The sequence below is a fragment of the Pseudomonas sp. S44 genome, assembly GCF_016624805.1.
Classification (GTDB): Bacteria; Pseudomonadota; Gammaproteobacteria; order Pseudomonadales; family Pseudomonadaceae; genus Aquipseudomonas; species Aquipseudomonas machongensis.
Window position 1 is genome coordinate 48,396 of the sequence record NZ_JACVTY010000029.1, and the last position, 15,418, is coordinate 63,813.

Annotated in this window: 11 protein-coding genes; 2 read left to right on the forward strand and 9 right to left on the reverse strand. The window is 62.9% G+C overall.

The window, feature by feature from the left end; translation table 11 throughout:
* Nucleotides 1-3: 3 nt before the first annotated feature.
* From nuoH to IAE40_RS20140, 9 genes are all read right to left on the reverse strand, one after another.
* Nucleotides 4-1,011, reverse strand: a complete 1,008-nt coding sequence (gene nuoH, locus IAE40_RS20100; protein WP_016488222.1) for an NADH-quinone oxidoreductase subunit NuoH — start codon at nucleotides 1,009-1,011, stop codon at nucleotides 4-6.
* Nucleotides 1,008-3,722, reverse strand: a complete 2,715-nt coding sequence (nuoG, locus tag IAE40_RS20105) for an NADH-quinone oxidoreductase subunit NuoG (protein WP_200603745.1) — start codon at nucleotides 3,720-3,722, stop codon at nucleotides 1,008-1,010. The genes nuoH and nuoG overlap by 4 nt, the downstream gene beginning before the upstream one ends.
* Nucleotides 3,723-3,854: 132 nt before the next feature.
* Nucleotides 3,855-5,219: an NADH-quinone oxidoreductase subunit NuoF gene (nuoF, locus tag IAE40_RS20110; RefSeq protein WP_054892702.1), complete on the reverse strand. Its 1,365-nt coding sequence runs from the start codon at nucleotides 5,217-5,219 to the stop codon at nucleotides 3,855-3,857.
* Nucleotides 5,216-5,713, reverse strand: a complete 498-nt coding sequence (gene nuoE / locus IAE40_RS20115) for an NADH-quinone oxidoreductase subunit NuoE (RefSeq protein ID WP_012313767.1) — start codon at nucleotides 5,711-5,713, stop codon at nucleotides 5,216-5,218. Before nuoE ends, nuoF begins: the two co-directional genes overlap by 4 nt.
* A 2-nt stretch (nucleotides 5,714-5,715) precedes the next feature.
* A complete protein-coding gene (gene nuoC, locus IAE40_RS20120) occupies nucleotides 5,716-7,497 on the reverse strand; it encodes an NADH-quinone oxidoreductase subunit C/D (protein WP_200603746.1) in 1,782 nt (593 codons plus the stop codon).
* A gap of 79 nt (nucleotides 7,498-7,576) precedes the next feature.
* Complete coding sequence (locus tag IAE40_RS20125) at nucleotides 7,577-8,254, reverse strand: NuoB/complex I 20 kDa subunit family protein (protein WP_029614113.1); 678 nt, start codon at nucleotides 8,252-8,254, stop codon at nucleotides 7,577-7,579.
* A gap of 10 nt (nucleotides 8,255-8,264) precedes the next feature.
* Complete coding sequence (locus tag IAE40_RS20130) at nucleotides 8,265-8,678, reverse strand: NADH-quinone oxidoreductase subunit A (RefSeq protein ID WP_003251427.1); 414 nt, start codon at nucleotides 8,676-8,678, stop codon at nucleotides 8,265-8,267.
* A 708-nt stretch (nucleotides 8,679-9,386) separates the two neighbouring features.
* Nucleotides 9,387-10,712 (reverse strand): isocitrate lyase, encoded by a 1,326-nt coding sequence (aceA, locus tag IAE40_RS20135; RefSeq protein ID WP_054892704.1) that lies wholly within the window; start codon nucleotides 10,710-10,712, stop codon nucleotides 9,387-9,389.
* A 495-nt stretch (nucleotides 10,713-11,207) separates the two neighbouring features.
* Complete coding sequence (locus tag IAE40_RS20140; protein WP_153773030.1) at nucleotides 11,208-11,942, reverse strand: secretin N-terminal domain-containing protein; 735 nt, start codon at nucleotides 11,940-11,942, stop codon at nucleotides 11,208-11,210.
* 181 nt (nucleotides 11,943-12,123) lie between these two features.
* Here IAE40_RS20140 and IAE40_RS20145 point away from each other — a divergent pair, with 181 nt between their 5' ends.
* Together IAE40_RS20145 and IAE40_RS20150 are read left to right on the forward strand one after the other, a co-directional pair.
* A complete protein-coding gene (locus IAE40_RS20145) occupies nucleotides 12,124-13,833 on the forward strand; it encodes a S8/S53 family peptidase (protein ID WP_197891418.1) in 1,710 nt (569 codons plus the stop codon).
* 133 nt (nucleotides 13,834-13,966) lie between these two features.
* Complete coding sequence (locus tag IAE40_RS20150; protein WP_153773032.1) at nucleotides 13,967-15,409, forward strand: SulP family inorganic anion transporter; 1,443 nt, start codon at nucleotides 13,967-13,969, stop codon at nucleotides 15,407-15,409.
* The last annotated feature ends 9 nt before the right edge of the window (nucleotides 15,410-15,418 follow it).

Genomic DNA, 15,418 nt, shown 5'->3' on the forward strand with positions numbered 1-15,418 from the left:
TCCTCACTGGGCCGCGACGGCTGGCGTGTTGTAGAGCACGATCGCAGCGGTCACCAGCAAATTGATCAGGGTCAGCGGCAGGCAGAACTTCCAGCTGAAGTCCATCACCTGGTCATAGCGCGGGCGCGGGATCGAGGCGCGCAGCAGGATGAACAGCATGATGAAGAACGCGGTCTTCAACGCGAACCACAGGAACGGCAGTTGCGGCAGGATGCCGAACGGGCCGTGCCAGCCGCCGAAGAACAGGGTAACCAGCAGCGCCGAGATGAGGATGATGCCGATGTACTCACCGACGAAGAACATGCCCCATTTCATGCCGGCATACTCGATGTGGTAGCCGTCGGCCAGTTCCTGTTCCGCTTCTGGCTGGTCGAACGGGTGACGGTGAGTCACGGCGACGCCAGCGATGAAGAAGGTGCAGAAGCCGAAGAACTGCGGAATGATGAACCACAGGTTCTGAGCCTGGTATTCAACGATGTCGCGCATGTTGAACGAGCCCACCTGTACCACCACGCCCATCAGCGCCAGGCCCAGGAACACTTCGTACGACACGGTCTGCGCCGAGGCCCGCAAGCTGCCCAGCAGGGCGTACTTGTTGTTCGACGACCAGCCGGCGAACAGCACCGCGTAGACCGACAGGCCGGCCATGGCGAAGAAGAACAGCAGACCGATGTTCAGGTCGGCAACGCCCCAGCCCGGTGTGATCGGGATGATCGAGAAGCCGATCAGCAGGGCGCTCATGGCCACGACCGGCGCCAGGGTGAAGATCATCTTGTCGACGAAGGGCGGGTTCCAGTCTTCCTTGAAGAACATCTTCAGCATGTCGGCGGCGATCTGGAACATGCCGAACGGGCCGACACGGTTCGGACCGTAGCGGTCCTGCCACCAGCCCAGCAGGCGGCGCTCGACGAAGCTGAGCAGGGCGCCGCAGACCACCACGGCGAGCAGCACCACGATAGCCTTGACGACCTGGATGATCACATCGATCACTTCGGGGGTGAACCAGCTCATTGTGCTGCCTCCTGCAGGCCTTCGACGGATGCACCGAAGATGGCGGGCGGAATGCCGGCCAGGCCTTTGGGCAACGCCACCAGGCCAGCGCCCAGTTCTTCATTGATGCGCAGCGGAAGGCGCAGCGAAACGCCCGCGACGTTCAGGCTCAGCAGTGCGCCGTCGTTGACGCCCAGGCGGTCGGCTTCGGACTTGGCAAGGCCCACGTAGGCCGCCGGGATGCGTTCCTGTACCGGTGCAGCACGCGAAGAGTTCTCCTCGCTGCCGAACAGGTGGAAGAACGGCACGGCAGTCCAGGTCCCGCGCGCCGGGTTGAAGGCAGCCGGGATGGTGTTGAACCAGTTCAGACGATCGCCTTGCGATTCGATCAAGCGCACGCCAGGGTCACCGGCACGCAGGTGGCCACCGACTTCATCCTGGAACTTGTTCCAGGCTTGCGGCGAGTTCCAGCCCGGCGACCAGGCGAATGGCACTTGCTGGCGCGGTTCGGCCGAGCCCGAGTAGCCTTCCATCGAGAAGGCGAACGCGGTGTCCTTGTCCTGCGGTGTGCGCGGCTCGTGAACGCTGATGTTGGCGCGCATGGCGGTACGGCCCGAGTAGCGCAGCGGCTCACGGGCAAGCTTCATGCCCTTGATGCGGAACGCGGCGCTTGGCGCTGCGTTGACGATGCCGGCCAGTTGCGGTGCGGCGTTGGCGCAGGCGCTGGTGACGTGGTCCAGTTGGGTCCAGTCGACCGGCTTGTTCAGCAGGGTGGCACGCAGGGCGTGCATCCAGCGCCAGCCTTCGTGGATCTGGATGCTGCTGTCCAGGTACTGCGGGTCGAACACCTGGAAGAAGCGCTGGGCGCGGCCTTCCTGGCTGACCAGGGTGCCGTCGCCTTCGGCGAAGGACGCTGCGGGCAGGACCAGGTCGGCGCGGTCGCTGGTGGCGGTCTTGGAGTGGTCGGCGACGATCACCACTTTTGCAGCGGCGAGCGCAGCATCGACCTTGGCGGCCGGCACGCGGGTGTACAGGTCGTTCTCCAGCACGACGATGGCGTCGGCCTTGCCGGTGATGACGGCGTCCAGTGCAGCATCGACCGAATCGCCACCCATCATGGCCATGCCGAGGCTGTTTGCCTCAGGCACGACCAGGCTCAGCGAACCGTTCTTCTCGCGCAGCTTGAGCGCTTTGGCGATGTTGGCTGCGGCTTCGATCAGTGCGGCATCAGCCAGCGAAGTACCGGCAACTACCAGTGGGCGCTTGGCGGCGACCAGGGCGTCGGCGATGCGCTGGGCCAGCGCCTTCGCTTCGGCGTCCAGGCCTTCGACGGCGGGTGCGCTCGGGTCGATGGCGTGGGCCACGGCGAAGCCCAGGCGGGCGAGGTCGGCAGGGGCTGCGTGTACGCATTCCTCGGCGACGTCATCGAGCTTGGTCTCGGCCAGCGAAGCAATGAACAGCGGGTACAGCGCGTGCTGGCCGATGTTCTTCACCGCGGCGTCGAGCCATGGCTGGACCTTCATGCCTTCGGCCATGGCCTCGGCCTTGCCCTTGGTGGCCTGGCGAACAGCCAGGGCGACGCGGGCGGCGGTTTGCGTGAGGTCTTCGCCGAGTACGAACACGGCATCGTGATCTTCGATGTCGCGCAGGGTCGGCACCGGCAGCGGGCTGTTGTTCAGCACCTCCAGCACCAGGCGCACGCGGCTCAGCTCACCGGCTTCCATACCCGAGTAGAAGTAGTCGGCGCCGACCAGCTCGCGCAGGCCGTAGTTGCTCTCGAGGCTGGCGCGCGGCGAGCCGATGCCGACGATGGTACGACCGCGCAGCAGGTCAGCGGCCTTGTCCAGCGCGGCGTCGAGGCCCAGCTTGCTGCCATCGGCCAGCAGCGGCTGGCGTGGACGGTCGCTGCGGTTGACGTAGCCGTAGCCGAAGCGGCCACGGTCGCACAGGAAGTACTGGTTCACCGAGCCGTTGAAGCGGTTCTCGATACGGCGCAGTTCGCCGTAGCGCTCACCAGGGCTGATGTTGCAGCCGCTGGAGCAGCCGTGGCAGATGCTCGGGGCGAACTGCATGTCCCACTTGCGGTTATAGCGCTCGGAGTGGGTCTTGTCGGTGAACACGCCGGTCGGGCAGACCTCGGTCAGGTTGCCAGAGAACTCGCTCTCCAGCACGCCGTCTTCAACGCGACCGAAGTACACGTTGTCGTGGGCGCCATAGACACCCAGGTCGGTACCGCCTGCGTAGTCCTTGTAGTAGCGCACGCAGCGGTAGCAGGCGATGCAGCGGTTCATCTCGTGGGCGATGAACGGGCCGAGGTCCTGGTTCTGGTGGGTACGCTTGGTGAAACGGTAGCGGCGCTCATTGTGCCCGGTCATTACCGTCATGTCCTGCAGGTGGCAGTGACCGCCTTCCTCGCACACCGGGCAGTCGTGCGGGTGGTTGGTCATCAGCCACTCGACGACGCTGGCACGGAACGCCTTCGACTCGTCATCGTCGATGGAGATCCAGGTGCCGTCGGAGGCAGGGGTCATGCAGGACATGACGATACGACCACGGGTGTCGTTCTCGTCGGTGTACTGCTTGACCGCACATTGCCGGCAGGCGCCGACGCTACCGAGCGCCGGGTGCCAGCAGAAATAAGGGATGTCGAGGCCGAGCGACAGACAGGCCTGTAACAGGTTGTCTGCACCGTTGACTTCGAGCGCTTTGCCGTCTACGTGGATAGTGGCCATGGTTCAAAGTTCTTCGTTGGCCCGCGTGAGCAGGCGTGGCTAATGGAAATCGGTGAGCTTGCGGCCGGCCGCGAATCGTTCGGGCCGGCCTGCAAGCTGGCGGGTGGCACGGACCACCCGCGATTCATCTTGTTATGCGCCGACCACAATCGGCTTGGCCAGGTTCGGGCGCAGGGTGTCGGCAGCGCTAGCGGGCGCGACACCGGCCTCGAACTCGGACCGGAAGTATTTGATGGCACTGCCCAGCGGCTCCACGGCACCCGGTGCGTGAGCACAGAAGGTGCGGCCTGGGCCGAGGAAGTTGACCAGACCCAGCAGGGTCTCGATGTCTTCGGCGCGGCCTTGGCCTTTCTCCAGGGCGCGCAACATCTTCACGCTCCATGGCAGGCCGTCACGGCATGGTGTGCACCAGCCGCACGACTCGCGGGCGAAGAACTCTTCCATGTTGCGCAGCAGCGAGACCATGTTGATGCTGTCGTCGACCGCCATGGCCAGGCCCGTACCCATGCGGGTGCCGACCTTGGCGATGCCACCGGCGTACATCTGTGCATCCAGGTGTTCTGGCAGCAGGAAGCCGGTACCGGCACCGCCTGGCTGCCAGCACTTGAGCTTGAAGCCGTCGCGCATGCCACCGGCGTAGTCTTCGAACAGCTCGCGGGCGGTCACGCCGAATGGCAGTTCCCACAGACCCGGGTTCTTCACCTTGCCGGAGAAGCCCATCAGTTTTGTGCCATGGTCTTCGCTGCCTTCACGGGCCAGCGACTTGTACCAGTCGTTGCCGTTGGCGACGATGGCCGGGACGTTGCACAGGGTTTCGACGTTGTTCACGCAGGTCGGCTTGCCCCACACGCCGACAGCGGCAGGGAAGGGCGGCTTGGAGCGTGGGTTGGCGCGGCGGCCTTCGAGCGAGTTGATCAGTGCGGTTTCTTCACCGCAGATGTAGCGGCCGGCACCGGTGTGCACGAACAGCTCGAAGTCAAAACCGGAGCCCAGGATGTTCTTGCCCAGCAGGCCTGCGGCCTTGGCTTCATCGATGGCGCGGTTGAGGTTCTTCGCTGCCGTGGTGTACTCGCCGCGCAGGAAAATGTAGCCACGGTACGCCTTCAGCGCGCGGGCGCTGATCAGCATGCCCTCGACCAGCAGATGGGGCTGTTGCTCCATCAGCATGCGGTCTTTCCAGGTGTTGGGCTCCATTTCATCCGCGTTGCACAGCAGGTAGCGGATGTTCATGGATTCGTCTTTGGGCATCAGGCCCCACTTCACGCCAGTGGGGAAGCCTGCGCCGCCGCGACCCTTGAGGCCGGAGTCCTTGACGCTTTGCACGATGTCGTCGGCGGACATGTCGGCCAGGGCCTTGCGGGCCGCAGCGTAGCCGTTCTTGGACTCGTACTCGGCCAGCCAGACCGGCTCGCCGTCATCACGCAGGCGCCAGGTCAGCGGGTGGGTTTCAGCCGAGCGCGCGATGCGGTTGGCCGGGCCGAAGGAAGTGATGGTCATACGTAACCCTCCAGCAGTTTGGAGACGCCTGCAGGCTGCACGTCGCCAAAGGTGTCATCGTCGATCATCAGCGCGGGGGCCTTGTCGCAGTTGCCCAGGCAGCACACCGGCAGCAGGGTGAAGCGGCCATCGGCGGTGGTCTGGCCCAGGCCGATGCCCAGTTCGCTCTGGATCTGGCTGACGACCGATTCATGGCCGCCGATGTAGCAGACCATGCTGTCGCACACGCGAATGATGTGGCGACCGACCGGCTGGCGGAAGATCTGGCTGTAGAAGGTGGCCACGCCCTCGACGTCGCTGGCAGGGATGCCCAGCACTTCGCCGATCGCGTAGATGGCGCCGTCCGGCACCCAGCCGCGTTCCTTCTGCACGATTTTCAAGGCTTCGATGGACGCCGCGCGCGGGTCCTCGTAGTGGTGCATCTCGTGCTCGATGGCCGAGCGCTCGGTTTCGCTCAGGGCGAAACGGTCGGTTTGGATAAGCGTGCTGTTCATGCTTAGCGGTCCACGTCAGCCATAACGAAGTCGATACTGCCCAGGTACGCGATCAGGTCCGCGACCATGCTGCCCTTGATCACCGAAGGGATCTGCTGCAGGTGCGGGTAGCTCGGGGTACGGATCCGGGTGCGGTAGCTCATGGTGCCGCCATCGCTCGTCAGGTAGTAACTGTTGATGCCCTTGGTCGCCTCGATCATCTGGAGCGACTCGTTGGCCGGCATGACCGGGCCCCACGAGACTTGCAGGAAGTGGGTGATCAGGGTCTCGATGTGCTGCAGGGTGCGCTCTTTCGGTGGCGGCGTGGTCAGCGGGTGATCCGCCTTGTACGGGCCTTCCGGCATGTTGCGCAGGCACTGGTCGATGATGCGGATACTCTGGCGCATCTCCTCGACACGGACCATGCAGCGATCATAGGCATCGCCGTTGTGGGCCAGCGGTACTTCGAACTCGAAGTTCTCGTAGCCGGAGTAGGGACGGGCTTTGCGCAGGTCGAAGTCGCAACCGGTGGCGCGCAGGCCGGCACCGGTGGTACCCCACTCCAGGGCTTCCTTGGTGTTGTATGCGGCAACGCCGATGGTACGGCCCTTGAGGATGCTGTTCTGCAAGGCGGCCTTGGTGTATTCGTCCAGGCGCTTGGGCAGCCATTCGACGAAATCCTTGACCAGCTTGTCCCAGCCGCGTGGCAGGTCGTGGGCAACGCCGCCGATGCGGTACCAGGCCGGGTGCAGACGGAAACCGGTGATCGCCTCGATCACGGTGTAGGCGCGCTGGCGGTCGGTGAAGGTGAAGAACACCGGGGTCATGGCGCCGACGTCCTGGATGTAGGTACCCAGGAACAGCAGGTGGCTGGTGATCCGGAAGAACTCGGCGAGCATGATGCGAATCACGTCGACTTTCTGCGGCACCTGGATACCGGCCAGCTTCTCGACCGCGAGGACGTACGGCAGGTTGTTCATTACCCCACCGAGGTAGTCGATACGGTCGGTATAGGGGATGAAGCTGTGCCAGGACTGACGCTCGGCCATCTTTTCGGCACCACGGTGGTGGTAGCCGATGTCCGGGACGCAGTCGACGATCTCTTCGCCGTCCAACTGCAGGACGATACGGAAGGCACCGTGGGCAGAAGGGTGGTTGGGGCCGAGGTTGAGGAACATGTAGTCCTCGTTGGCGCCCTGGCGTTTCATGCCCCAGGCCTCGGGGTTGAAGCGCGCCGATTCCTCTTCAAGCTGCTGCTTGGCGAGCGTGAGGCTGTAGGGATCGAATTCGGTGGCGCGGGCAGGGTAGTCCTTGCGCAGCGGGTGACCTTCCCAGGTCGGCGGCATCATGATCCGGCTGAGGTGCGGGTGGCCGGCAAAGTCGATGCCGAACATGTCCCAGACTTCGCGTTCGTACCAGTTGGCGTTCGGCCAGATACCGGTCACGGTCGGCAGGTTCAGGTCGCCCTCGCTGAGCGACACCTTGATCATCACGTCGCTGTTACGCTCGACCGACAACAGGTGGTAGAACACGCTGAAGTCGGCGGCAGGCAGGCCGCGGCGTTGGGTGCGCAGGCGCTCGTCGACGCCATGCAGGTCGTACAGCATGCTGTAGGGCTTGGCCACGCCACGCAGGAAGCTGAGCACTTCCTTGAGCTGGGCGCGCTTGACCCAGAGTACGGGCATGCCGGTGCGGGTTTCCTGGGCGACGAATGCTTCGGCGCCAAAGCGGTTGTTCAGTTCGACGACCACATCTTGGTCGTCAGCCTTGTAGGGCGGAATGAAAATAGCGGTGTCCGCTGTCATGGTCTCGGTCGCTTTGGGTCAACGTTGAGAATGAAGCCAGGCCGCCGGCTCCTTGGGGAGCGGGCGGCAGGTCGCTGGATCAGACTTCGTCGGGGCTGCGCAGATTGGTTACCGCAATGCGCTGTTCACGACGCAGGTCTTTCTGGGCAGGCATCTCGGCACGATAAATACCTTGATCACCAACCACCCAGGAGAGCGGGCGTCGTTCTTGGCCGATCGATTCCTGCAACAGCATCAAACCTTGCAGGAAAGCCTCGGGGCGCGGCGGGCAGCCAGGCACATAGACGTCCACGGGGAGGAACTTGTCGACCCCCTGAACGACCGAGTAGATGTCGTACATGCCACCGGAGTTGGCGCACGAACCCATGGAGATGACCCACTTGGGCTCGAGCATCTGCTCGTAGAGGCGCTGGATGATCGGCGCCATTTTGACGAAGCAGGTACCGGCGATGACCATGAAGTCGGCCTGGCGCGGCGAGGCCCGGATGACTTCGGCGCCGAAGCGGGCGATGTCGTGGGGTGCCGTGAAGGCCGTGGTCATTTCCACGTAGCAGCAGGAGAGGCCGAAGTTGTACGGCCAGAGGGAGTTCTTGCGACCCCAGTTGACCGCGCCACGCAGCACATCTTCGAGTTTCCCCATGTAGATGTTCTTGTGGACCTGGTCTTCGAGCAGTTGGTCGGTGACGGTTTCCCGATCACCTACCGGGTACTGCTCGTTGGGCGCATCCGGATCGATTCTGGTGAGATTGTATTGCATTGCCAAAGCCTCATTGTTTCAGCTTCGCTTGCCGCTTGCGGCGACCTTCGGGAGCCCAATCAAGAGCACCGACGCGCCATAGGTAGACAAGACCTGCCAACAGAATTGCTATGAAAACGAGAGCTTCGACGAATCCGGTCCAGCCGCTTTCGCGGACGGACACAGACCATGCAAAGAGAAAGAGGGCTTCGATATCGAAGATCACGAACAGCATCGCGACCAGATAGAATTTGGCGGACAGGCGCAGGCGGGCGCTGCCAACGGGCAGCATGCCGGATTCGAAGGGTTCGTTCTTGGCGCGGCCCCAGGCCTTGCTGCCGAGCAGGCTGGACAGGCCGAGCATGAAGGCACACAGGCCGACGACACCCAGGAGGAAGATGGCAAAGCCCCAGTTGTGGGCGATGAGTCCTGCCGAATCGGACATGCTTGAAATCCTTATACAGAGACCCAGCTCTGCAGTCTGAAATAAGTAGAGCGGCGACGCGGTGTCGCTGATGCAGTGACCAAATGTCGCAGCTGAATCAATCGCGCTGATTTTATGGGTAAACCCACGGCAAGTAAAATTTCCAGTGCAAAATTATTCGTAGGATTAAGAACAAAAATCTTTCGTAAATCGCTGAAAGCCTTGATTTTCGGGCATTCCAATCAGATTTGTTAATTATGTTTCTTGGTTGGCGTAACGAGTCTTCAATTTAATAATGATAATTAATATCATTTGGCTGAGCCGCTGTTTGCCGAGCCATCTGATACCTGTCTAGTTCAATTCGCAATCTTGTCACTTGCAAATGAGAAAAACTCTCGTTCTAGCAGTTGCAGCGTTTTCGTGTACCGCTCTGGGTCAATGTTTCGGCGAATGACGGGGCGGCGGGGGCGGGCGGCAATGGCAAGGAAGCGCAATCGAGCAAGCCGGGTACGGGCTGTGCTTCTTTATATAGGGGGGCATCCAGGCGTTGGCTTGGACGAGGCATGTGGCAGTCCTTGCTTGCTGTGCTGCCTCAAGCATAGACCTGATCTCGGGGTTTGCCTCGTCGTCAGGACATCAGGCGCCTGCAGGGGCAGGCAGTGGTGGGGCAGCAGGCAAAAGAAAGCCCGGGGCTTTCTCAAGCCCCGGGCCTCTGTCAGCAATCCACTATCAGTGGAACTGCTCTTCCTCGGTCGAACCGGTCAGTGCCGTCACCGACGAAGCGCCACCCTGGATCACGGTGGTCATGTCGTCGAAATAGCCGGTGCCCACTTCCTGCTGGTGCGCCACGAAGGTGTAGCCCTTGCTGGCGTCGGCGAATTCCTGCTCCTGCAGTTTCACGTAGGCGGTCATGTCGTTGCGGGCGTAGTCGTGCGCCAGGTTGAACATGCCGTGCCACATGTTGTGGATGCCGGCCAGGGTAATGAACTGGTGCTTGTAGCCCATCGCCGACAGTTCGCGCTGGAACTTGGCGATGGTGGCATCGTCCAGGTTCTTCTTCCAGTTGAAGGATGGCGAGCAGTTGTACGACAGCAGTTGGTCCGGGTACTCCTTCTTGATCGCTTCGGCGAAGCGACGGGCTTCGTCCAGGTCCGGCTTGGCGGTTTCACACCAGATCAGGTCGGCGTACGGGGCGTAGGCCAGGCCGCGGGCGATGGCCTGGTCGAGGCCGGCACGTACCTTGTAGAAGCCTTCACGGGTACGCTCGCCGATCACGAACGGCTGGTCGTAAGGGTCGCAGTCGCTGGTCAGCAGGTCGGCAGCGTTGGCGTCAGTGCGAGCGAGGATGATGGTCGGTACGCCCGCAACGTCAGCGGCCAGACGCGCGGCCACCAGCTTCTGTACGGCTTCCTGAGTTGGCACCAGTACCTTGCCACCCATGTGGCCGCATTTTTTCACCGAGGCCAGCTGGTCTTCGAAGTGCACGCCAGCGGCGCCTGCCTCGATCATGTTCTTCATCAGCTCGTAGGCGTTCAGCACGCCGCCGAAACCGGCTTCGGCGTCAGCCACGATCGGTGCGAAGTAGTCGATGTAGCCATCGTCGCCCGGGTTCTTGCCAGCTTTCCACTGGATCTGGTCGGCGCGGCGGAAGGCGTTGTTGATGCGCTTGACCACGGTCGGTACCGAGTCGACCGGGTACAGCGACTGGTCAGGGTACATGGACTCTGCCGAGTTGTTGTCGGCGGCTACCTGCCAGCCGGACAGGTAGATGGCCTGAATGCCGGCTTTTACCTGCTGCACGGCCTGGCCGCCGGTGAGGGCGCCCATGCAGTTGACGAAATCTTTTTCGGGCCGGAAGGACGGGTGGGCACCTTGGGTGACCAGCTTCCACAGTTTTTCTGCGCCTTGACGAGCAAAAGTGTGCTCCGGCTGCAGGGAGCCACGCAGGCGAACGACATCGGCGGCGGTGTAGGTACGGGTCACGCCTTTCCAGCGCGGGTTTTCGGCCCAGTCTTTCTCGAGGGCTGCAATTTGCTGTTCGCGTGTCAGTGCCATGGAAATAAACCTCGTCGCATCGATCTTGAGTGTAGTTGTGCGGATGCTCAGGGCGCGGAATCAGAGGCTTGGCGGCTGTCCTGTCCGGGGGAGTGCGGCGGCGAACGGGGAAGGCTCGAAGGGGAAGGGGGTGCAGTTCAGGCGAAAGTGTCCCCAGCAGGTTGGCTCGTGGATGCCTTGCTGCGGTGCGACGTCGATTGCCGGTTCTGCGGTGATGCGCTTCCGTCCCTCGGGACAACTTCTTCGTTGCAGTCGCAATCCCGTCGAACCGCCTTGTGGGCCGTATAGACACAGGACGCCTCCAGGGGTGTCGGGAGGGCGTCCCGAAGGCCCTTGCCAGGGCCCCTGATTAGCGGGAGCGAGGCCATCATGCCCTTGGCGAAAAGAGCCTGTCAAATGTTTTGTAGTGCTTTTCTTGGCTTACTACATCTTTGGTCTAATGCGACTCTGCAGTCAGTTTCAAGGCCCTTGGTCGAGGCCTTGAACGGCCTGGGATCAGTCGAGAAGGTCGACTTTGACGCGTAGCGTCATGTTTTCACCGCGCTGGGTGCTGTAAGTAAGGGCCGAAGGACTATTGTCGGCCTGACTCTGCTGGTTGTACCCCGCCAGGGTGATCCACTCGCCGAGCCTTCCAGAGACAGTTGTGTCGGTACTCTGCACCTTCACTACATCCTGGCGTTCCTGGCTCATTCGATCATTATTGGTGCTGATTTGCAGACGAACCGTTTCACCGCTGACGCTCGGCGTGACGTAGAAACCCTGGGTCACATTGCGGTATTGGGTGTCGCTCTGGATGCGTCCATAACCATCGGTCGAGGTGCTGGTGATGGGGATGCTCTGGCCGATCTGGATCAGCGCCGGCTGGCCTTCGCTGGCCTGGATCTGCTGCAGGCCGCCTTCGCGGTTGCTGGTGCCGTACTGGATGACCCGGGCGTTGCCGCGGTTGTCCTGGTAGTTGCTGTCGTTGTTGTCGACGCTGATCAGCAGGCGTTTGGGCGCAGTGTCCAACTGCTGTAGCAAGGCGCGCAGGTCGTCGATGCGTTCCGGGCTGGCATTGACGATCAATTTGTTCTCGAAGGCGCTGACGGTTCCGTCCTTTCCAAGAAAGGACTGGGCGGTCGGCAACAGCTCGGCGCTGCTGCGGTGCTGCAGCGGCACGACTTCGGTGGCCGCCTGCGCGGTGAGGCTGGCCGCCAGCAGCAGGGCGGTGACAAGGGGGCGTAGCGGCATGTTGGTGGTCTCCGCAGGTTGAATAGACATGATGGCAAATTTGCCAGCATTGTGCCGTGTCTGGATCACAGGGATTTGAAATTTGCAGTGCGGCTACGGAGCTTTCGCGGGCTATCGTCAACAGCTGAACCATCGCCTGAGCGCTGGGGTCGCAGCAAAAAGACCACGGCAGACCCTCAGCATGAAGCGCTACCTACCTTTGTTGTTGCTTGTTCTTGGACAGAGTGCCATCGCCGAACCGCGCATCCAGCAGTTGCAGCGCTGCGGCGATTTGCTGTCCGAGGCCCCGCAGCACTGGTGCCTGCGCGCGCAAGGTCTGGAGCACCAGGCTCCACAGGTGTGGCTGGGCGACCGGGCCTTGCCTGCCAGTGCCGTGCTGCGCGAGGGCGACAGGCTCGAGTTCACGCTCGACCAGCCCGGTCCGAGCGCTCCTTTGTGGCTGCAGGTCGGCGGGCAGAAAAGCAATCCGGTCTGGCTCACTCGCCAGCGCAGCCATGTGGTCGCCGCAGGCCCGCACGAGGTGGCCAGGAACATGGACGGCCTGACCACCTACCTCGACCTGGTCAGCCTGCTGATCGAGGAAAAGCACAACGGGCGCGAGGAGGCGCAACGTATCGCCGACAAATATGGTGCGCAGGTGGTGGGGGCGATCCCGCCGTTGAACGTCTACCAACTGCGCCTGCCGGTACGTGATCTTGTACAGCGCGATGCGATGATCCTGCGCATGGGCAGCGAGCTCAGCGTGGACGCGGTGATCGTCGAAGAGTCGGCGCCGGAGCGAGGTGAGGAAGGCGAGGGCGGCAAGGCTACGGTCATCGACCAGGCCGATGAGTGGGCGGCCAATCGTTTCACGGATGCCCTGTACTACTACCAGCGCCGGGTCCCGGCCTCGAACGTGCCTGTACAGCCGATACGTGTGGGCGTGATCGAGCGCGAGCTGGATTTCGACGCTGCGCCCTTTCAGGCTTATCGCGGCGCCTGCGGGCCAAGACAGGCCTGCCTTTATGGCCGCGACGGCGCACGTGCGCAGAGCCACGGCAGCCACGTCGCCGGTATCCTGGCCGGGCATGGGGAGGGGGTGGCAGGTGGCTTTCTCAGCGGCCTGGGCAAGGCCAGCCCCGGGTTCGAGGTGATCGTCGAGCGCAACTCGGATGCAGGTATCACCGCCAACATCGCCGCGTCGGTCAACCTGGTCGAGGACGGCGTACGGGTGCTCAACTGGAGTTGGGGTATCCACCGCGTCGGCGCCAGAAGCGTGGAGGGCGACGAGGTCGATTCGCTGGTGCGCTCGGGGTTGGCCATGAGTGGCTACGAGGAGTTGCTCGAGGAATTCTTCCTGTGGCTGCGCAGCGAGCACCCGGATGTGGTGGTGGTCAATTCCGCGGGCAATGGCTCGTCATGGTCTGGCACCGATGAATACCGTTTGCCATCGTCGTTCGTGACCGAGCAATTGCTGGTGGTGGGCGGGCATCAACGCAGCGAGCGCGACACCGCGGTTGACGATCCGCAACATGTGGTCAAGCGCCGCAGCTCCAACGTCGACATGCGTGTGGATGTCAGTGCAGCAGCCTGCCTGCAACCTGCCGATGCTGGCAAGCCGCACTGCGGTACGTCCTATGCAACGCCATTGGTGGCCTCGACGGTGGCGGCGATGTTGTCGATCAATCCGCAGCTTACGCCCGAGCAGGTGCGTATGTTGCTGCGCCGCAGTGCCCTGACCATGGGCTCTGAACAGGACTTCGAGGCGATGGATGCCGAGGACCTGACGGCGCCGATCCTGCCGTCGGAGCGCAATGGCCGTCTCAATGACCCTGACCTGGGGCGCTCGGCGCGGCTGGACATGCAGCGCGCGCTGGATCTCGCGGTGCAGAGCCGGGAGCGGGTGCGCTGAGCAGAGCGGCGGTGGCCGCTGTCAGACAAATTCCGTAACATCGCGCCCCTCGATTTTGCTTCCGCTCGTGTGATTGGGGTCACCCAGTGCACCCGCGCGCTGTCGCCCAGACTGGACACTTCACAGGATCTACATGAAACCCGCCCGACTTCGCGCCGACGTCCTCGCTGGCCTGACCACTTCCTTCGCCCTGGTGCCCGAGTGCATCGCCTTCGCCCTGGTGGCGCACCTCAATCCGCTGATGGGGCTCTACGGTGCCTTCATCATTTGCACGCTGACCGCGTTGTTCGGCGGTCGCCCAGGGATGATCTCCGGCGCCGCCGGGTCGATGGCGGTGGTGATCGTCGCCCTGGTCGTGCAGCACGGTGCCCAGTATCTGCTGGCCACGGTGCTGCTTGGCGGGATCGTGATGATCCTGTTCGGCGTGCTGCGCCTTGGCAAGCTGGTGCGTCTGGTGCCTTACCCGGTGATGCTTGGCTTCGTCAATGGCCTGGCCATCGTCATCGCCATGGCCCAGCTCGAGCATTTCAAGGACGGCGAACACTGGCTCGGCGGGAAGCCGCTGCTGCTGATGGTCGGCCTGGTAGCCCTGACGATGCTGGTGGTCTACGTACTGCCGAAGCTGACCCGCGCGGTGCCGCCAGCGCTGGTGGCGATTGTCGGTGTGGGCCTGCTGGTCTACCTGCTCGAGCTGCCGACCCGCACCCTCGGCGACATGGCGCACATCGCCGGCGGCCTGCCGCAACTGGCCTGGCCGGAGGTGCCCTGGAACCTTGAGACGCTGAAGATCATCGCCCCCTATGCGCTGGTGATGGCCATGGTCGGTCTGCTGGAAACCCTGCTGACCCTCAATCTCACCGATGAGATTACCGAGAGCCGCGGTTTCCCTGATCGTGAATGTGTGGCGCTGGGCGCGGCCAACATGGTGTCGGGGCTGTGCGGTGGCATGGGCGGCTGCGCGATGATCGGCCAGACCGTGATCAACCTCAGTTCCAATGGCCGCGGTCGGTTGTCGGGCGTGGTGGCGGGGGTGATGATCCTGCTGTTCGTGTTGTTCCTGTCGCCGCTGATCGAGCGTATTCCGCTGGCGGCACTGGTCGGGGTGATGTTCGTCGTGGCGCAGCAGACCTTCGCCTGGGCGTCGCTGCGAGTACTGCACAAGGTGCCGAAAAGCGATGTGTTGGCGATCATTGCCGTGACGGTGGTCACGGTACTGACGGACCTGGCCGCCGCGGTGCTGTTCGGGATCGTCATCGCGGCCATCAACTTCGCCTGGCAGCATGCTCGTGAGCTGTATGCCGATAGCCACGAGGATGGCCAGGGCGGCAAGATTTACCAGGTGCATGGCACCTTGTTCTTTGCCTCGACCACACCGTTTCTCGAGCAGTTCGATCCGGCGCAGGATCCGCAGAGCGTGACGCTGGACTGCAAGCACCTGAGCTTCGTCGACTACTCGGCGATCGCCGCGTTGAAGACCCTGCGCGAGCGGTATTCCCGCGCGGGCAAGCATCTGCGCGTGGTGCATCTGTCGGAGCGGTGCAAGAAGCTGTTGCGGCGGGCAGGCGAGCAGCATTGAGGTTCCGAG